The sequence below is a fragment of the Streptomyces sp. NPDC058086 genome, from assembly GCF_042885015.1.
Taxonomy (GTDB): domain Bacteria; phylum Actinomycetota; class Actinomycetes; order Streptomycetales; family Streptomycetaceae; genus Streptomyces.
In genome coordinates this window covers 79,512-97,522 of record NZ_JBHVST010000022.1, presented here as the reverse complement: position 1 = coordinate 97,522, position 18,011 = coordinate 79,512, and the positions used below count along the sequence as shown (strand labels likewise).

Genomic DNA, 18,011 nt, shown 5'->3' with positions numbered 1-18,011 from the left:
TGCGTCACGCCCTCACGAGCGGGTCGGACGCGCCCTCACGTGCATCCGCTCCCCCTGCGGCCCGAACAGGCTCAGGAACTCCACGGGCCCCTCTCCCGTCGACCCGAACCAGTGCGGCACCCGCGTGTCGAACTCGGCGGCCTCCCCCGGACCGAGCACCACGTCGTGGTCGGCCAGCACGAGCCTCAGCCGCCCCGACATCACATACAGCCACTCATAGCCCTCGTGGGTCCGGGGTTCCGGTTCGAGCTTGCGCTGCGGTTCGAGCACCTTGTACGCCTGGAGTCCGCCGGGCTGCCGGGTGAGCGGCCAGTGGGTGCGGCCGCCGCGCACGATCGGCTGGGCGCGTACGCGCGGGTCGCGCACCTGGGGCGCGCCGACCAGCTCGTCCAGCGGCACCTCGTGGGCCCGGGCGATCGGCAGCAGAAGCTCCAGGCTGGGCTTGCGCAGCCCCGACTCCAGCCGCGACAGCGTGCTCACGGAGATGCCGGTCGCCTCGGACAGACCGGCGAGTGTCGCGCCCCGCTCCTTGCGGATGCGCCGCAGCCTCGGCCCGACCTCGGCCAGCACCTCGTCCGTCTGGGAATCGTCATCCATGCCCTTGCTCATGCCCTTACTCATGCCCATATTGCAGATTCGGCAAAGCCATTTGTCAATGCGGCACCGGTGGGGCGACCGTCTCCGGTGGAGGTGGTCACCATGACCGACATGACCGAGAGGTACGAGGCCGTCGTCGTCGGAGGCGGCGCGGCCGGCCTGTCCGCCGCACTGGTCCTCGGCCGGGCCCGGCGCCGCACGCTCGTCGTCGACGCGGGCGAGCCCCGCAACGCGCCCGCCGCGCATCTGCAGGGCTATCTGACCCGGGACGGCATGCCGCCCGCGGAGTTCCTCGCCGCGGGGCGCGAGGAGATCGCTCGGTACGGCGTCGAGCTGGTCCGGGACCGGGCGGTGGACGTGTCCCGGCAAGGCAGCGGCGAGTTCCTCGTGACGCTCGCGGCCGGACGGACCGTGCACGCGCGGCGGCTGATCCTCGCCACCGGGCTGGCGGACGAGCTCCCCGCGGTCACGGGGGTCGCCGAGCGCTTCGGGCGGGACGTGCTGCATTGCCCGTACTGCCACGGCTGGGAGGTCCGCGACAGGTCCTTCGGGGTGCTGGCCGCCACGCCGATGAGCGTCCACCAGGCGCTGATGGTCTCCCAGTGGTCGAAGGACGTCACCCTGTTCCTGCACACGGTCGCCGAGGAGGAGCTGACGGCCGACGACACGAGGCGGCTCGCCGCGGCCGGGGTCGCCGTGGTGCCCGGTGAGGTCGCGGGGCTAGTCGTCGAGGACGACCGGCTCACGGGGATCCGGCTCGCGGACGGCAGCGTCCACGACCGCACGACGCTCTTCGTGGCGCCGCGCGCGGTCCCCCGCAACGACCTGTTCGAGCGGCTGGGCGCCGAGCTGCACGAGACCCCGTTCGGCACGTACCCGGTGGTCGACGAGACGGGCCTGACGACCGTGCCCGGCGTCTGGGCGGCGGGCAACGCGGTGGGCTTCGCCGAGCAGGTCGTGAACGCCGCGGGCGCGGGCTACCGGGCGGCGGCCACGCTCAACGGCGAGCTGCTCTTCGCCGACCTCGACGCCGCCCAGGACAGGTCCCGGCCCCGGAGCTGAACCGCCCGGGTGTGGACGGCGTCCCTCCGTAGCACCATGGCTCCATGCTGCTCGCCCGGCTCGCCCGTGTGTCCCGGGAGGTCGCCGCCACCTCGGCGCGGTCCCGGAAGACCGCCCTGCTCGCCGAGCTGTTCCGGGACGCCGACGCGGACGACGTGCCCATCGTGATCCCGTATCTGGCAGGCCGTCTCCCGCAGGGGCGCCTCGGCATCGGCTGGAAGCTACTGAGCGGCCCCGTGCCGCCCGCACCCGAGCCCTCGCTCACGGTGCGGGACGTGGACGCCCGGCTGACGGAGGTCGGCGCGGTCACGGGCACCGGCTCGCAGGCGGAGCGCAGACGGCTGATGGACGCGCTGCGGGCGGCGGCCACCGAGGACGAGCAGCGGTTCCTGTTCGGGCTGCTCACCGGCGAGGTGCGGCAGGGCGCGCTGGACGCGGTCGCGGTCGAGGGGCTCGCCGAGGCGACCGGCGCGCCCGCCGCGGACGTACGGCGGGCGGTGATGCTCGCCGGATCGCTGCAGACGGTGGCGCGGGCGCTGCTGACGGACGGCCCCGGGGCCCTGGACGACTTCCGGCTCACGGTGGGCCGCCCGGTACTGCCCATGCTCGCCCACAGCGCCACGTCCGTGTCCGAGGCCGTGGAGAAGCTGGGCGCGTGTGCCGTCGAGGAGAAGCTCGACGGCATCCGCGTACAGCTGCACCGCGACGGCGACGACGTACGGATCTACACCCGCACCCTCGACGACATCACCGACCGGCTGCCCGAACTCACCTCCGCCGCGATGGAGTTGCAGGGCACCCGGTTCATCCTGGACGGCGAGGTGATCGCACTGGACGAGGTCGGGCGGCCGCGCTCCTTCCAGGAGACGGCCGGGCGGGTGGGCTCGCGGGTGGATGTGGCCACGGCCGCGCAGAGCGTGCCGGTCTCCCCGGTCTTCTTCGACGCGCTGTCGGTCGACGGGCGGGATCTGCTGGATCTGCCGTTCACCGAACGGCACGCGGAGCTGGCGCGGCTGGTACCCGAGCCGATGCGGGTGCGGCGCGCCCTCGCCCACGGCCCCGCGGACATCGCCTCGACGGAGAGATTCCTCGCCGAGACGCTGGAGCGCGGTCACGAAGGTGTCGTGGTGAAGGCCCTGGACGCCCCCTACAGCGCGGGCCGGCGCGGGGCGTCGTGGCTGAAGGTCAAACCCGTGCACACCCTCGACCTGGTGGTTCTGGCGGCCGAGTGGGGCCACGGGCGGCGCACCGGCAAGCTCTCCAACCTGCACCTCGGGGCCCGCGCCGCGGACGGCTCCTTCGCGATGCTCGGCAAGACCTTCAAGGGCATGACGGACGCGATACTGGCCTGGCAGACCGAGCGCCTCCAGGAGCTGGCCGTCGAGGACAGCGGCCACGTGGTCACCGTACGGCCCGAACTCGTCGTGGAGATCGCCTACGACGGTCTGCAGAAGTCCACTCGCTACCCGGCCGGGGTCACCCTCCGCTTCGCCCGCGTGGTGCGCTACCGCCAGGACAAGACGCCCGCGCAGGCCGACACGGTCGAGACCCTGCTCGCCGCACACCCGGAGGTGGCCCCGTGAAGGGGAAGCGCAGTGCGGGATTGCTGCTGTACCGGCGCGCCGACGACGGCCCTCAGGTGCTGCTCGGCCATATGGGCGGCCCGTTCTTCGCGCGGCGGGACGCCGGGGCATGGACCGTGCCCAAGGGCGAGTACGAGCCCGACGAGACCGCCTGGGACGCGGCGCGCCGGGAGTTCCAGGAGGAACTGGGGCTGCCGCCGCCCGACGGCGAGGCCGTCCCGCTCGGCGAGGTCGAGCAGAAGAACGGCAAGGTCGTCACGGCCTGGGCGATCGAGGCGGACCTCGACCCGGCGACCGTGGTCCCGGGCACCTTCGAGATGGAGTGGCCGCCGAAGTCGGGACGGCGGCAGGAGTTTCCCGAGCTGGACCGGGTGGAATGGTTCGGCCTTGACCGGGCCGGGGAGCTGATCGTGGCGGCGCAGGCGGCGTTTCTCGACCGGCTGGCGGAGCACTCGGACTTATAGAGACTTATGGAGAACTGCCCGCTCGAAGAACAGCCCGCTTCAGGAGGTCGGCCATGCCCATCGCGACGGTGAACCCGGCGAACGGCGAGACGCTCAAGACGTACGACGCGCTCGGCGCCGAGGAGATCGAGCGCAGGCTCGCCAGGGCCGAGACCACGTTCCGCGCATATCGCACCACGTCCTTCGCCGAGCGGGCACGGCTGCTGCACAAGGCCGCCGACCTCCTCGACGAGGAACGGGACGACATCGGCCGGGTGATGACCACGGAGATGGGCAAGCCCGTCAAGCAGGCCCGCGCGGAGGCCGCCAAATGTGCGAAGTCGATGCACTGGTACGCCGACCACGCCGAGGAGCTGCTCGCCGACGAGGAGCCCGCCGACTCCGACGTCAAGGACTCCGGCGCCTCCCGCGTCCTGGTGCGCTACCGACCGCTGGGCCCGGTGCTGGCCGTCATGCCGTGGAACTTCCCGCTCTGGCAGGTGGTCCGGTTCGCCGCGCCCGCCCTGATGGCGGGCAACGTCGGTCTGCTCAAGCATGCCTCGAACGTGCCGCAGACCGCCCTCTACCTGGAGGACCTGTTCCGCCGGGCGGGCTTCCCCGAGGGCTGCTTCCAGACGCTGCTGATCGGCTCGGGCGCCGTGGAGGACGTCCTGCGCGACCCCCGGGTCAAGGCGGCGACGCTGACCGGGAGTGAACCGGCGGGGCGCGCGGTGGCCTCGGTCGCCGGGGACGAGGTCAAGAAGACGGTGCTGGAGCTGGGCGGCAGCGACCCGTTCGTCGTCATGCCGTCCGCCGACGTGGAGCGGGCGGCGAAAACCGCGGTGACGGCCCGGGTGCAGAACAACGGGCAGTCGTGCATCGCCGCCAAGCGGTTCATCGTGCACACGGACGTGTTCGACGCCTTCGCCGAACGCTTCGCGGCCGGCATGAAGGCGCTGAAGGTCGGCGATCCGCTGGACGAGGACACCGACATCGGCCCGCTCTCCACCGAACAGGGCCGCGGTGACCTGGAGGAACTCGTCGACGACGCGGTGGAGAGCGGCGCGACCGTGCTGTGCGGCGGCGAGCGCCCCGAAGGCTTCACGGAGCGCGGCTGGTACTACGCGCCGACCGTCCTCACCGACATCACCCCCGAGATGCGCGTCCACCAGGAGGAGACCTTCGGGCCGGTCGCCACGCTCTACCGCGCCGCCGATCTGGACGAGGCGGTGGCGCTCGCGAACGACACGCCGTTCGGGCTGAGTTCGAACGTCTGGACGAACGACGAGGCCGAGGTGGACCGGTTCGTACGCGACCTGGAGGCGGGCGGCGTGTTCTTCAACGGCATGACCGCCTCCCACCCGGCCTTCCCGTTCGGCGGGGTCAAGCGGTCCGGCTACGGACGTGAGCTGTCGGGGCACGGAATCCGCGAGTTCTGCAACATCACCACGGTATGGCACGGAGCGTAAGGGTTCCGCAGCTACGATCCCCCTGTGAACCGCGAAGTGACCCTGCCTCTGATCGTCGACGACCGCGGCACGTTGCAGGTGGCGGCCGCCGACGTCAGCAAACTGCTGCGCACGGTGGGCGGCCGGTGGCTGCACCTGGTGGAGGCCGGCCAGGACGGACTCGACGAGGACACGGTGGCGACGCTGACCATCGAACTCGCCAAACTCGCCGACCGCATCGACGTGGCCTGCATCGCGCACAGCAGCGGCGCGTCTACCGACTAGGGCCGGTCCCAAGTGAGTTGGGCCGGCCCTAGTCGGTGGTCGAGTTCCGAGAGTGCCTGCCAGAACTTCGCCTCTTGATGCCTTCGCCTATGCGAACGCAGGCCATTTTGGTCCGCACCGCCGCGCGGCACCACCACGGGTTCCTGCTTCACAGGCCCTCGCCCTCCCCCTTGCGGGAGCTGGTCTCACAGGGGCCTCCACAGGCGCCACTTCCCGCCCCTCCGGCGGTAGGTCCGGCAACTCCGCTGCCGGACAAGCCGACGTCAGCAGCGACACCGCCCCTCACCAGGCCACCCGGGCAGGATGCCCCTCCCCTCCACACTGAAGGATTGGGCGCCGGACAACCGTTCGACAGTCCGCGAGCGGCTCGCAGGCCGACGCCCGCGCCTCGTCCACCCCGCGGGCGTCAGCGAACGCACCCAGCCGATCCTGGGCCAAAACCTCACCCTCCGCGAGGAGGGCGAAGAAGGCGGCACTCTGCGGCTCGACGTCCGGACTCTCGGCCAGATGCAGGAACGCACGGCGGTCCGCGTCCATCACATGGCGCTGTTCGAGGGCGAGGGCGGCGAGCGTGGAACGCTGGGCCGCGCCCCGCGCGATGAGGGGCAACAGCCGGTTGGCGTGGGGGTCCGGGGCGAGCTTCGCCGTGGCGTCCTCCAGCAGTTCCCTGGCCGTGCGCACCATGGCGTACTCCTTCGGTTCGGCCGTCCCGGGGCCTCTTCCCGCGTGCTCCCACGCCCTCCCAGATATCCCCGGAATGGAGTAACCCGACGAGAGATCCCCACGCTTCCGGGTGATCGTGGGTGGACCACCCCGGTGGGTGAACCACCCCCGTGGGTGACCACCCTTCCGCCGGGGCACGAGAGTTCCCCGGAAGGCGAAAGAAGGCGCGTGTCATGGCGACTTTGTGCAGACCTTCGGTCTCCGTGCCGGAATACGTGATCACCATGGAGGAGACGCTGGAGCTGGCCCGCTCCCGTCATGAGGACCACCCTCAGCTGCCGTTGGCACTCCGACTGATCGAGAACACCGGTGTCCAAACCCGGCACATCGTGCAGCCCATCGAGGAGACGCTGAAACACCCGGGCTTCGAGGAACGCAACAAGGTCTACGAGAGCGAGGCCAAGGCCCGCGTCCCCGCCGTCATACAACGGGCACTGGACGACGCCGAGCTGCTCACCACCGACATCGACATGATCATCTACGTCTCGTGCACCGGGTTCATGATGCCCTCGCTCACGGCCTGGCTGATCAACTCGATGGACTTCAGCAGCGACACCCGGCAGATACCCATAGCCCAGCTGGGCTGCGCGGCCGGCGGCGCCGCGATCAACCGGGCCCACGACTTCTGCACGGCGTACCCCGACGCCAACGCGCTCATCGTGGCCTGCGAGTTCTGTTCGCTCTGCTACCAGCCGACCGACCTCAGCGTCGGCTCACTGCTCTGCAACGGCCTGTTCGGCGACGGCATCGCCGCCGCCGTCGTCCGCGGCAACGGCGGCACCGGCATCCACCTGGAGCGCAACGGCTCCTATCTGGTCCCCAAGACCGAGGACTGGATCATGTACGACGTCCGCGCCACGGGCTTCCACTTCCTACTGGACAAGCGGGTTCCCGGGACGATGGAACCGCTCGCCCCCGCCCTCCACGCCCTCGCGCGACAGCACGACTGGGACGCCTCCGACCTGGACTTCTACATCATCCACGCGGGCGGCCCCAGGATCCTCGACGACCTCAGCAAGTACCTCGAGGTCGCGCCGGAGGCCTTCCGGTTCAGCCGGGCCACCCTCACCGAGTACGGGAACATCGCCAGCGCCGTCGTCCTGGACGCACTGCGCCGGCTGTTCGACGAGGGCGGCGCCGAGCACTCCGCACGCGGACTGCTCGCGGGCTTCGGTCCCGGCATCACCGCGGAAATGGCCCTGGGCCGCTGGCGCAACGCCAACGACGAGACGGTGTGAACCGAATGACCGAGAAGACGATCACCGGGCCACTGCCGCCTGTCCGGCACTGGCCCGCCCTCGACCTGAAGGGCGTGGACTTCGACCCGGTCCTGACCGAGCTGATGCGCGAGGGACCGGTCACCCGGATCCAGCTGCCCAACGGCGAGGGCTGGGCCTGGCTGGTGACCCGCCACGACGATGTGCGCATGGTCGCCAACGACCCACGGTTCGGCCGCGAGGCGGTCCTGGACCAGCCGGTCACCCGGCTCGCCCCGCACTTCATCCCGGCCCGGGGCGCGGTGGGCTTCCTGGACCCGCCCGACCACACCCGGCTGCGCCGCTCGGTGGCCGCCGCCTTCACGGCGCGCGGGGTGGAGCGGGTCCGTGTCAGGGCCCGGCGCACGCTCGACGAGATGGTCGACGAGCTGCTGCGGGTCGGACCGCCCACCGATCTCACCGAGGCGGTCCTCAGCCCCTTCCCCATCGCGGTCATCTGCGAGCTGATGGGCGTCCCGGCCGACGACCGGCAGGGCATTCACTCCTGGACGCAGCTGATCCTGTCCTCCTCGCACGGCGCCGAGGTCAGCGAGAAGGCCAAGGAAGAGATGGGCGCCTACTTCAGGAAGCTCATCGGCGCCCGGAGCGGCAGCAGGGACGAGGACGTCACCTCGCTGCTGGGCGCCGCCGTGGGCCGGGACGAGATCGATCTGGAGGAGGCCGTCGGACTCGCCGTCCTCCTCCAGATCGGCGGCGAGGCGGTCACGAACAACAGCGGGCAGATGTTCTACCTGCTCATGACCCGCCCGGCGCTGGCCGACCGGCTGCGCTCCGACCCGGAGATCCGCCCCCAGGCCATCGACGAGCTGTTGCGCTACATCCCGCACCGCAACACGGTCGGCCTGTCGCGGATCGCGAGGCAGGACGTCGAGATCAGGGGCGTACTGATCCGGGCCGGCGACCCGGTCTACGTCTCGTACCTGGCCGCCAACCGCGACCCGGAGGTCTTCCCGGACCCGGAGCACATCGACTTCGAGCGCAGCCCCAATCCGCACGTGGCGTTCGGCTTCGGCCCGCACTACTGCCCGGGCGGGATGCTGGCCAGGCTGGAGTCGGAACTCCTGGTCGACGCGCTTCTGGAACGGATGCCGGGGCTGCGGCTCGCCGTCCCCCCGAGTCAGGTCCCGTTCAGGAAAGGCGCGTTGATCCGTGGCCCCGAGGCCCTGCCCGTGACGTGGTGAGCGACCGATGACCATGACCGAAGGACTCCTGGTACCACCCGGTCACGGCCGGATCGTACAAACCCCGGCTCAGCACGTGACGTTCAAGGTGACCGGCTCGCACTCGCGCACCGCGTCCACCTTCGAGGTGCTGGTACCGCCCGGATTCGACGTGGGCGCCCATGTGCACACGCGCAGCGAGGAGCTGTTCTACGTGCTCGAAGGCGAGCTGGACGTGCTCGCCTTCGAGCCCCGGATCCGGACCCCCGACAACTGGCAGAAGTGGGAGTCGAGTTCGGGCAGCCGGGTGGTACGAGCGACCCCGGGCACGGTCATCGTCGTGCCCCCGGGCTGCCCCCACGCCTTCTCCAACCCCACCGAGACCCGGGCGAAGATGTTCTTCCAGGCCGCCCCGCCCCCGGACCACGAGCGCTACTTCGAGGAGCTGCTCGAGATCCTGGGTTCGGGTGGTCCACCCGACCACGCGGCGATCGAGGAACTGAGGGCGAGGTACGACATCGAGCAACTCACTCCGCTGAAACTCCGGTGAGGGTGGCGCCCCGTCTTCAGGGGCGCGGGGCTGTGCCGAACACCTCTTAGCGAATCGGCATTCCCGACAGCGTCCGCGCGATCACGAGCCGCTGAATCTCACTCGTACCCTCAAAAATGGTGTAAATGGCCGCGTCCCGGTGCATCCGCTCCACCGGATACTCACGGGTGTAGCCATTTCCACCCAGGATCTGGATCGCCTGCCCGGTGACCTTCTTCGCCGTCTCACTGGCGAACAACTTGGACATCGATCCCTCGGCCGCGGTGAACGGCTTCCCGTTGATCGCCATCCACGAGGCCCGCCACACCAGCAGACGCGCCGCGTCGATCGACGTACGCATGTCGGCGAGCTGGAACGCGACACCCTGATTGTCGATGATCGGACGTCCGAACTGCTCACGCGTCGTCGCATAGTCGAGTGCGACCTCGTACGCCGCGCGGGCCGTGCCCACCGCCATGGCCCCGACGGCCGGACGCGACGCCTCGAACGTGGCCATCGCGGCGTTCTTCACCCGCTCACCGCCACCCGCCTTCGCGCGCTCCCGGGCGCGGGCCAGACGCTCGTCCAGCTTCGCCTTGCCGCCGAGCAGGCAGGAGCCGGGGATGCGAACGTTGTCGAGGACGACCTCGGCGGTGTGCGAGGCGCGGATGCCGTGCTTCTTGAACTTCTGCCCCTGGGAGAGGCCCGGCGTGTTCGGCGGCACGATGAAGGAGGCGTGGCCCTTGGAGCCGAGGTCCGGGTCGACGACCGCGACGACGACATGGACATTGGCGATGCCACCGTTGGTCGCCCAGGTCTTGGTGCCGTTGAGCACCCACTCGTCCTTGGCCTCGTCGTAGACGGCACGCGTGCGCATCGAGGCGACGTCGGAGCCGGCGTCGGGCTCGGAGGAGCAGAAGGCCGCGACCTTGACATCGGCCGCGTCGCCGTACATCTGCGGGATCCAGGTGCCGATCTGCTCCTCGGTGCCGTTGGCGAGGACGCCCACGGCGGCGAGGCCGGTGCCGACGATCGACAGGGCGATGCCCGCGTCGCCCCAGAACAGCTCCTCCATGGCCATGGGTATGCCGAGACCGGTCGGGTCGAAGTACTGCTGGGCGTAGAAGTCCAGGGAGTAGATGCCGACCTTCGCGGCCTCCTGGATGACCGGCCAGGGAGTCTCCTCGCGCTCGTCCCACTCGGCGGCCGCGGGGCGGATCACATCGGCGGCGAACCCGTGGAGCCAGTCGCGGACCTCCCTCTGTTCGTCGTTGAGCTCCATGGTGAACTCGGCCATGTCCCCTCCAGCACTGCACTAAAGTGTTACTTGCGGTAACTGGAGTCTGTTACTGATCAGTAGTAAAAGTCAACTCCCACGTTCACCTCGGCAGCCCGTTCGATACGCATGGGCCGATGAGTGTTACTTTGCGCAGGCGTCACCGAATCACCACGGGTGGGGAGAGATCATGGACACCACGCAGCGGACCGATCAGCAGAGGTCCGCCGACCGCCGCCGGCGCGAGCTGCTGGAAGCCGCCGACAGAGTGGTGCTCCGCGACGGCCCCGGCGCCTCGATGAACGCCATCGCCGCCGAGGCGGGCATCACCAAGCCGATCCTGTACCGCCACTTCGGCGACAAGGGCGGACTCTACGCGGCCCTGGCCAAGCGGCACACCGACGCCCTCCTCGGAGCGCTGCGCGCCGCGCTGGACGCGCCCGCGGAGCGCCGGGAGCGGGTGGAGGCCACGCTCGACACGTATCTCGCGGCCATCGAGGCGCACCCTCAGGTCTACCGCTTCCTGATGCACCCCACGGAGGGCGCCTCGTCCGCCGACCAGGGCTTCGACCTGGGCAAGCACTCCGCGCCGCTGCTGCGCCGCATGGGCGAGGAGTTGGCCGAGGTCATCGAGGAACGGGTGGATCTCGGACCGGGCAGTCAGCAGCTGGCGCGGGTGTGGGGGCACGGGATCGTCGGCATGATGCATGCCGCCGGGGACTGGTGGCTCGGTGAGCAGCCCTGCTCCCGGGCCGAGTTGGTACGGAGTCTGGCCGACCTGTTGTGGGGCCGGCTGGCCGCGGCCGGCGATCGTGTCGGGGGTCCTGGGTTCTGAGGTCGGCTGTCGGCTGCGGGTTCAGCCACGAACAACCCGCAGCCGGACGACAGAGCTCAGCGCCGCCAAGACGCCCGCGCCGCCTGCCTCATCACCCGGCGCCGGCGCCAACCGCTCAGCCGGTCCACGTACAGACCACCCTCCAGGTGGTCGTACTCGTGCTGGAGGCACCGGGCGAACCAACCGGTGCCATGCACCGACACCGGCTCCCCGTCCACCGTGAAACCCTCGATCACGGCGTGGTCGTACCGCTCCGTCCCCGCTTCCAGGCCGGGCAGGGAGAGACAGCCCTCCGGCCCGCGCAGGACCACTCCGTCCGCCTCGACGAGACGGGGGTTCACCACATGTCCCAGATGGCGGACGTCCTCGTCGTCCGGGCAGTCGTACACGAAGACCCGCGAGGCGACGCCGACCTGGTTCGCGGCGAAGCCGACGCCCTGGGCGGCGTACATCGTCGCGAACATGTCCTCGACGAGTCGGGCGAGTTCGGGACCGAAGTCCGTGACGTCTTCACACGGTGTGTGCAGAACGGGGTCGCCGAGCAGAGTCACCGGCCGGACGCGCCCTCGGGTGCCGGGGATGGAGCCGTGTCGCATGGCGGCAAGGGTACGGTCCTCATGGGCGCGCGAATGTCGCGCGGGCACCGTGGAGGTGCCGCGATTCGGGCACGTGAGTGGATCTCGATAGGCTGAGGCCCACACGGTGCCGGGGGCTCAGGCGCGGCGCGTACGCAAGGAGGATCGAGAAACGATGTCAGGCAACTCGGACCCGCTGACGCCGCGGGCCAAGCTGGCCGTGACGGCGGGCAAGGCGGCGGCGGCCGTCTCGCGGGCCGCCGGACGCGGCAGCGGATCGGTGATCGGCGGCCGGGTGGCACTCAAGCTCGACCCCGATCTGCTGGCGAGGCTCGCCACCCACCTGGACGTGATCCTGGTGTCGGCGACCAACGGCAAGACCACGACCACCCGGCTGATCGCGGAGGCGCTGCGCGCCGCTGGCCCGGTCGTGTCCAACGCGCTGGGCGCCAACATGCCGGCCGGTATCACCTCGGCTCTCGCCGGGGGTTCGGACGCGAAGTTCGCGGTCATCGAGGTCGACGAGAAGTACCTCGCGGGTGTCGCCCGCGACACCGACCCGAAGTGCATCGCCCTGCTCAACCTCTCCCGCGACCAGCTCGACCGGGCCGCCGAGACCCGGATGATGGCCGAGCACTGGCGCGAGGGCCTGGCCGGTTCCAAGGCCGTCGTGGTCGCCAACGCCGACGACCCGCTCGTCGTGTGGGCCGCTTCCTCCTCGCCGAACGTCATGTGGGTGGCGGCCGGTCAGATGTGGAAGGACGACGCCTGGTCCTGCCCGTCGTGCGGCGGTGTGATGCAGCGCCCCGGCGACGACTGGTTCTGCGGCGACTGCGGCTTCCGCCGTCCGACGCCGACCTGGGCGCTGTCCGGGGACCACGTCCTCGACCCGCACGGCTCCGCGTGGCCGATCCACCTCCAGCTGCCCGGCCGGGCCAACAAGGCGAACGCCGCCTCGTCGGCCGCCGTCGCCGCGGTCTTCGGGGTACCCCCGCAGGTCGCCCTGGAGCGCATGTACCAGGTGCAGGCGGTCGCCGGACGCTATGACGTGGTGCAGTTCATGCAGCGCGACCTGCGACTGCTGCTCGCCAAGAACCCCGCGGGCTGGCTCGAGACGTTCTCCCTGATCGATCCGCCGCCGACCCCGGTCATCCTGTCCGTGAACGCGCGGGGCGCCGACGGTACCGACACCTCCTGGCTGTGGGACGTCGACTACACCCGTCTGACCGGGCACCCGATCTTCGTGCTCGGCGACCGCAAGCTCGACCTCGCCGTGCGTCTCGAGGTCGCCAACCAGTCCTTCCAGGTCTGCGAGAACCTCGACCAGGCGGTGCAGCTCGCCCCGCCCGGTCGCATCGAGGTCATCGCGAACTACACCGCATTCCAGGATTTGAGGCGTCGTGTCGGCAACTGAGCAGCCACGGAGGACCAAGAGAATGAGTGACAACAGCCTGCGCCTGGTGTGGATCTACCCGGACCTGCTGAGCACCTACGGCGACCAGGGCAACGCCCTCGTCGTGGAGCGCCGGGCCCGCCAGCGCGGTCTCGACGTCGCCCGTCTCGACGTCCGCAGCGACCAGCCGATCCCGACCTCCGGCGACATCTATCTGATCGGCGGCGGCGAGGACCGGCCGCAGCGGCTCGCGGCGGAGCGCCTGCGCCGCGACGGCGGTCTGCACCGCGCGGTGGGCAACGGCGCGATCGTCTTCTCGGTCTGCGCCGGCTACCAGATCCTCGGCCACGAGTTCATCAACGACCTCGGGCAGCGCGAGCCGGGCCTCGGCCTGCTCGACGTGGTCTCGGTGCGCGGCGAGGGCGAGCGGTGCGTCGGCGACGTACTCGGAGACATCGACCCGCGCCTCGGCCTGCCGCAGCTGACCGGCTTCGAGAACCACCAGGGCGTCACCCACCTCGGCCCCACCGCGCGTCCGTTCGCGCAGGTGCGGCTCGGCAAGGGCAACGGCACCGGTGACGGCACCGAGGGCGCGTACAACGACACGGTGTTCGGCACGTACATGCACGGGCCCGTGCTCGCCCGCAACCCGCAGATCGCGGACCTGCTGCTGAAGCTGGCGCTCGACGTGAACGCGCTGCCGCCGATCGACGACCGCTGGTACGAGGCGCTCCGGGGCGAGCGCATCTCCGCGGCGCAGCAGCCCGCCTGAACGGTCGGCCAACAACGGACAAACGGTACGGGATGTCCACAGGGCGCGCTTGAGGGATACCTCAAGCGCGCTCTAGGCGTATCCGGCACGGTGTACCCAGGTCGGGCGCGCCTGACCGGGTGCCCGCTCACTTGTGCGGCCGCGTCCACCAGGCGGACGCCCGCTACGGCACCACCCCGTCCCGCCGGTAGGGTGACCGGGATTCCAGCCGGACAGCGTGGTCCGGTCCCCGGCCCACGTTGAGAAGGTATTTCGGGCTATGCGCATTGGTGTCCTCACGTCCGGCGGCGACTGCCCCGGCCTGAACGCCGTCATCCGGTCCGTCGTGCACCGCGCCGTCGTGGACCACGGCGACGAGGTCATCGGCTTCCGGGACGGCTGGAAGGGGCTTCTGGAGTGCGACTACCTGAAGCTCGACCTCGACGCGGTGAGCGGCATCCTGGCTCGCGGCGGCACGATCCTCGGTTCCTCCCGGGTCCAGCCCGCGCAGCTGCGTGACGGCGTGGAACGGGCCAAGGGCCATGTCGAGGAGCTCGGCCTCGACGCGATCATCCCGATCGGCGGCGAGGGCACGCTGAAGGCGGCCCGGCTGCTCTCGGACGGCGGCCTGCCGATCGTCGGCGTGCCGAAGACCATCGACAACGACATCGCCGTCACGGACGTGACCTTCGGCTTCGACACGGCCGTCGGCGTCGCGACCGAGGCTCTGGACCGGCTGAAGACCACCGCCGAGTCCCACCAGCGGGTACTGATCGTGGAGGTCATGGGCCGCCACACCGGCTGGATCGCCCTGCACTCCGGCATGGCCGCGGGCGCGCACGCCATCGTCGTCCCCGAACGCCCCTTCGACATCGAGGAGTTGGCCGCGCGGGTCGGCGAGCGCTTCGAGGCGGGCAAGCGGTTCGCGATCGTGGTCGCCGCGGAGGGGGCGAAGCCTCGCCCGGGCACCATGGAGTTCGACGAGGGCGGCAAGGACGTCTACGGGCACGAGCGCTTCGCCGGTATCGCCCGGCAGCTCTCCCTGGAGCTGGAGGAGCGCCTCGGCAAGGAGGCCCGGCCGGTGATCCTCGGGCACGTCCAGCGGGGCGGTACGCCGACGGCGTACGACCGGGTGCTGGCGACGCGGTTCGGATGGCATGCGGTGGAGGCCGCGCATCGCGGCGACTTCGGCAAGATGACCGCGCTGCGGGGGACCGACATCGTCATGGTCTCGCTCGCGGAGGCGGTGGAGAGCCTGAAGACGGTTCCCGACGAGCGGTACGCCGAGGCGGAGTGCGTGCTCTGAGGGTTCGTTCGCGCTGCACTGACCCCGGTCACAGTTGTGGCCGGGGTCAGTTCTACTCTGGTTCGGACAGACAGCGCACAACGTACGAATCAGGAGCCGGCGGATGGATCACAGCGGGCACGGCATGACCATGGATCTGCCGCCGTTCACGCTGGGGCGGGGGCTCGTGTGGTCCGCGGACCCGTTCTTCCTCGTCGCCTGCCTGGTGGGACTCGGCCTGTACGGCTGGGGGGTCGTGCGGCTCGCGCGGCGCGGTGACAAGTGGTCGGTCGGGCGGACCATCGCCTTCGTACTCGGCGTGCTGACCGTGATGCTCGTGATGTGCACCAAGCTGAACGACTACGGCATGGTCATGTTTAGCGTGCACATGGTGCAGCACATGGTGATCAGCATGCTCTCGCCGATCCTGATCCTGCTCGGGGCGCCGATCACGCTGGCGCTGCGCGCACTGCCGGTGGCCGCCACGCGAGGCAACAAGGGTCCGCGTGAGCTGCTGCTGATGTTCCTGCACAGCCGCTACATGAGGATCATCACGCATCCGGCGTTCACGATCCCCCTGTTCATCGCGAGCCTGTACGCGCTGTACTTCTCCCCCATCTTCGACTTCCTGATGGGCTCCAAGACTGGACACATCGCGATGATGTGCCACTTCCTCGCCGTCGGCCTGGTCTTCTTCTGGCCGATCATGGGCGTCGACCCCGGACCGCACCGGCCGGGCTATCTGATGCGGATGCTGGAGCTGTTCGCGGGCATGCCGTTCCACGCGTTCTTCGGCATCGCGCTGATGATGGCGTCCGCGCCGATGGTCAACACGTACAAGAACCCGCCCGCCTCGCTCGGCATCGACGCGCTCGCCGACCAGAGCGCCGCGGGCGGTATCGCCTGGGCGTTCAGCGAGATCCCCTCCGTCCTCGTGCTGATCGCGCTGCTCTTCCAGTGGTACGCCTCCGAGAAGCGGCAGGCCCGCCGCACCGACCGGGCCGCCGACCGCGACGGCGACAAGGAACTCGAGGCGTACAACGCCTATCTGGCCTCACTCAACGCACGCGGCCGCTGAATTAACTTTGCAATTCACCTTGCGTGAAAGGCTTTTCGGTTCAGTAGCATGGGGGGACATCGGGGGAAACCGCAGGGGGAGCGGTCATGTCAATTCGTACATCCATGCAAAGGGCGGGGATTTCCGCCGCCCGAAGGCTCGCTCTACTGCTGGTTTCGGTACTGATAGTCAGCGGGTGCAGCAAATCCGATCAGTTGTTCGTCGTGCGGGCCGTGGCGGCGGGGGTTTCCTCGGTCTCCCCCTTCTTCAAGGAGGACCGACAGCTCGGCACGGACATCCAGTTGCCCGAGGCCCGGCCCAGCGGTGGTGTGCAGGCCAGTAACAGCCCCGGACTGTACGGCGGGGCCCCGGACGGCAGCGCCGGAAGCGGCTCACCGGCGCCCGCACCCAGTACCGCCCCAGGCACCGGCACCGGCCCGGGCACCGGCGTGTGGGGCGGCAGCACGAAACCCGGCACCTGCGCCGTGGCGAAGTTGAAGAAATTCCTCACCGACCCCAAGAACTCGGCGAAGGCCCAGGAATGGGCGCGGGTCCTGCATATAAGCACCGATCAGATCCCGAGTTATATCGATCAACTCACACCCGTCGTACTGCGTCACGACACTCTCGTGACGAATCACGACTACAAGAACGGCAAGGCGGTTTCGTACGCCGCGCTGCTGCAGGCCGGAATCGCTATTCTGGTCGACCAACAGGGACTGCCCGCGGTGAAGTGCTCCTGCGGCAATCCGCTGCTCCCCTTCGAGGGAAAGGCCTCGAAGACCGACGTGCGGTTCGAGGACGGCAACAAGAAGTGGGCCGACTACCGGCAGGACCACGTCGTGGTGGTCGAGCCGCCGCCCGGGGCGCAGGAGATCCACAAGCTCCAGCTCGTCGACGTGCACAACCCCGACCGGGGGATCGCCCGCCCAGTGGGCAGCGACGGCAGCCAGGACAAGTCCTTCAACACCGGGCAGAAGCACGCCGTGCCACCTGTCACCGGCATGACCTTCGCCGAAGCGACCCGGCGGCTGACCGACACGGGGCTGGGAATGTCGTACGCCGGTGACACCCTGCCGGCCGACGACGCCCAGGTGACGGCGTCCCGGCCGACCGAGGGCAGCCAGGTCGCCTGGGGCACGTCGGTCGTCCTGTCGGCGCGGTCCGACAGCCCGTCCGAGAGCGGCGGTGGCCCGGACACGCCATCGGATTCCGGCACGAGCACGGGCGGCACGAACGGCACGAACGGCACGAACGGAACGGGCTCGGATCCCGGGACGACCCCGCCGACACCGTCCGGGGGATCGTCCGGCCCCTCGTCCGGCGGCCCCTCGTCCGGCGGCGCGTCGTCCGGCAGCGCCTCGCCGTCCGACAGCGGCACCGGGTCGGGTGGCCCTACGGACACCGCCACCTCCACCCCCACGAAACCCGCCACGCCCACAGACACCCCAACAGACACGAGCGGCGGCACGGGCGGCGGCACGACGTCGACCCCGTCGCACGCCTCTCCGACCGGCGCACCGACGAGCAGTGCCCCGACCACCCCCTCGGCCACCGCCCCGACCGTGCCGACGACCGAACCGACCTCGCACGAACCGACCTCGACCAAACCCACCGTCAGCAGCGCGCCGCCGACGAGTAAGCCCGTGTCGAGCACACCGCCCGCCCCGGTCGACCCGGGTACGAGCGACTCCGCGCCCGGTGCGCCCACCGAGAGCGCGGTCTGACCCGC

At 70.2% G+C, this 18,011-nt stretch carries 18 protein-coding genes; 14 read left to right on the top strand and 4 right to left on the bottom strand.

From position 1 onward, the window contains the following. Nucleotides 1-12 precede the first annotated feature (12 nt). On the bottom strand, nt 13-621 hold the full coding sequence (locus tag ACFVWD_RS19595) for a helix-turn-helix domain-containing protein (RefSeq protein ID WP_389597581.1): 609 nt from the start codon (nt 619-621) through the stop codon (nt 13-15). 87 nt (nt 622-708) lie between these two features. Between ACFVWD_RS19595 and ACFVWD_RS19590 the strand changes: the two genes are divergently transcribed. Genes ACFVWD_RS19590 through ACFVWD_RS19570 form a run of 5 tightly spaced genes read left to right on the top strand, consistent with a single transcriptional unit; the run spans nt 709 to nt 5,418 of the window. Beyond that, complete coding sequence (locus ACFVWD_RS19590; protein ID WP_389597626.1) at nt 709-1,659, top strand: NAD(P)/FAD-dependent oxidoreductase; 951 nt, start codon at nt 709-711, stop codon at nt 1,657-1,659. A 44-nt stretch (nt 1,660-1,703) separates the two neighbouring features. Next, a complete protein-coding gene (locus ACFVWD_RS19585) occupies nt 1,704-3,242 on the top strand; it encodes an ATP-dependent DNA ligase (protein WP_389597580.1) in 1,539 nt (512 codons plus the stop codon). Then, nucleotides 3,239-3,706 carry an NUDIX domain-containing protein gene (locus tag ACFVWD_RS19580; RefSeq protein WP_389597578.1) on the top strand — a complete coding sequence of 156 codons (468 nt, stop codon included), beginning with the start codon at nt 3,239-3,241 and terminating at the stop codon, nt 3,704-3,706. The genes ACFVWD_RS19585 and ACFVWD_RS19580 overlap by 4 nt, the downstream gene beginning before the upstream one ends. A 53-nt stretch (nt 3,707-3,759) precedes the next feature. Further along, the gene (locus tag ACFVWD_RS19575) at nt 3,760-5,154 is read left to right on the top strand and encodes an NADP-dependent succinic semialdehyde dehydrogenase (RefSeq protein ID WP_389597577.1); all 1,395 of its coding nucleotides are present in this window, start codon (nt 3,760-3,762) and stop codon (nt 5,152-5,154) included. A gap of 24 nt (nt 5,155-5,178) precedes the next feature. Further along, on the top strand, nt 5,179-5,418 hold the full coding sequence (locus ACFVWD_RS19570; RefSeq protein ID WP_168489781.1) for a DUF6213 family protein: 240 nt from the start codon (nt 5,179-5,181) through the stop codon (nt 5,416-5,418). A gap of 282 nt (nt 5,419-5,700) precedes the next feature. Here ACFVWD_RS19570 and ACFVWD_RS19565 read toward each other — a convergent pair whose 3' ends face one another. Then, nucleotides 5,701-6,102, bottom strand: a complete 402-nt coding sequence (locus ACFVWD_RS19565) for a hypothetical protein (protein WP_389597575.1) — start codon at nt 6,100-6,102, stop codon at nt 5,701-5,703. A 149-nt stretch (nt 6,103-6,251) separates the two neighbouring features. Between ACFVWD_RS19565 and ACFVWD_RS19560 the strand changes: the two genes are divergently transcribed. Genes ACFVWD_RS19560 through ACFVWD_RS19550 form a run of 3 tightly spaced genes read left to right on the top strand, consistent with a single transcriptional unit; the run spans nt 6,252 to nt 9,128 of the window. Next, nucleotides 6,252-7,379 carry a type III polyketide synthase gene (locus tag ACFVWD_RS19560; protein WP_389597573.1) on the top strand — a complete coding sequence of 376 codons (1,128 nt, stop codon included), beginning with the start codon at nt 6,252-6,254 and terminating at the stop codon, nt 7,377-7,379. Nucleotides 7,380-7,384: 5 nt separating this feature from the next. Next, entirely contained in the window at nt 7,385-8,599 is a 1,215-nt protein-coding gene (locus tag ACFVWD_RS19555; RefSeq protein WP_389597571.1) for a cytochrome P450, read from the top strand. Between the two features lie 7 nt (nt 8,600-8,606). Next, the gene (locus tag ACFVWD_RS19550; protein ID WP_389597569.1) at nt 8,607-9,128 is read left to right on the top strand and encodes a cupin domain-containing protein; all 522 of its coding nucleotides are present in this window, start codon (nt 8,607-8,609) and stop codon (nt 9,126-9,128) included. Between the two features lie 46 nt (nt 9,129-9,174). Here the strand turns inward: ACFVWD_RS19550 and ACFVWD_RS19545 are convergent, their stop codons facing one another. Next, on the bottom strand, nt 9,175-10,404 hold the full coding sequence (locus tag ACFVWD_RS19545) for an acyl-CoA dehydrogenase family protein (RefSeq protein ID WP_389597567.1): 1,230 nt from the start codon (nt 10,402-10,404) through the stop codon (nt 9,175-9,177). A 169-nt stretch (nt 10,405-10,573) separates the two neighbouring features. Between ACFVWD_RS19545 and ACFVWD_RS19540 the strand changes: the two genes are divergently transcribed. Beyond that, entirely contained in the window at nt 10,574-11,218 is a 645-nt protein-coding gene (locus ACFVWD_RS19540; RefSeq protein ID WP_054228952.1) for a TetR family transcriptional regulator, read from the top strand. A 56-nt stretch (nt 11,219-11,274) separates the two neighbouring features. Here the strand turns inward: ACFVWD_RS19540 and def are convergent, their stop codons facing one another. Next, nucleotides 11,275-11,814 carry a peptide deformylase gene (def, locus tag ACFVWD_RS19535; protein WP_389597564.1) on the bottom strand — a complete coding sequence of 180 codons (540 nt, stop codon included), beginning with the start codon at nt 11,812-11,814 and terminating at the stop codon, nt 11,275-11,277. Nucleotides 11,815-11,968: 154 nt separating this feature from the next. On the opposite strand from def, the gene ACFVWD_RS19530 reads away from it, so the two are divergent. The 5 genes from ACFVWD_RS19530 (at nt 11,969) to ACFVWD_RS19510 (ending at nt 18,006) form a co-directional block, all read left to right on the top strand. Continuing rightward, a complete protein-coding gene (locus ACFVWD_RS19530) occupies nt 11,969-13,207 on the top strand; it encodes a MurT ligase domain-containing protein (RefSeq protein ID WP_054228954.1) in 1,239 nt (412 codons plus the stop codon). 22 nt (nt 13,208-13,229) lie between these two features. After that, complete coding sequence (locus tag ACFVWD_RS19525; protein ID WP_054228955.1) at nt 13,230-13,958, top strand: type 1 glutamine amidotransferase; 729 nt, start codon at nt 13,230-13,232, stop codon at nt 13,956-13,958. Between the two features lie 259 nt (nt 13,959-14,217). Beyond that, entirely contained in the window at nt 14,218-15,243 is a 1,026-nt protein-coding gene (locus tag ACFVWD_RS19520; protein WP_389597563.1) for a 6-phosphofructokinase, read from the top strand. Nucleotides 15,244-15,346: 103 nt separating this feature from the next. Next, nucleotides 15,347-16,300, top strand: coding sequence for a cytochrome c oxidase assembly protein (locus ACFVWD_RS19515; RefSeq protein ID WP_389597561.1), 954 nt, complete (start codon nt 15,347-15,349; stop codon nt 16,298-16,300). Between the two features lie 203 nt (nt 16,301-16,503). Continuing rightward, nucleotides 16,504-18,006 (top strand): DUF6777 domain-containing protein, encoded by a 1,503-nt coding sequence (locus tag ACFVWD_RS19510; RefSeq protein ID WP_389597625.1) that lies wholly within the window; start codon nt 16,504-16,506, stop codon nt 18,004-18,006. Nucleotides 18,007-18,011: the final 5 nt, after the last annotated feature.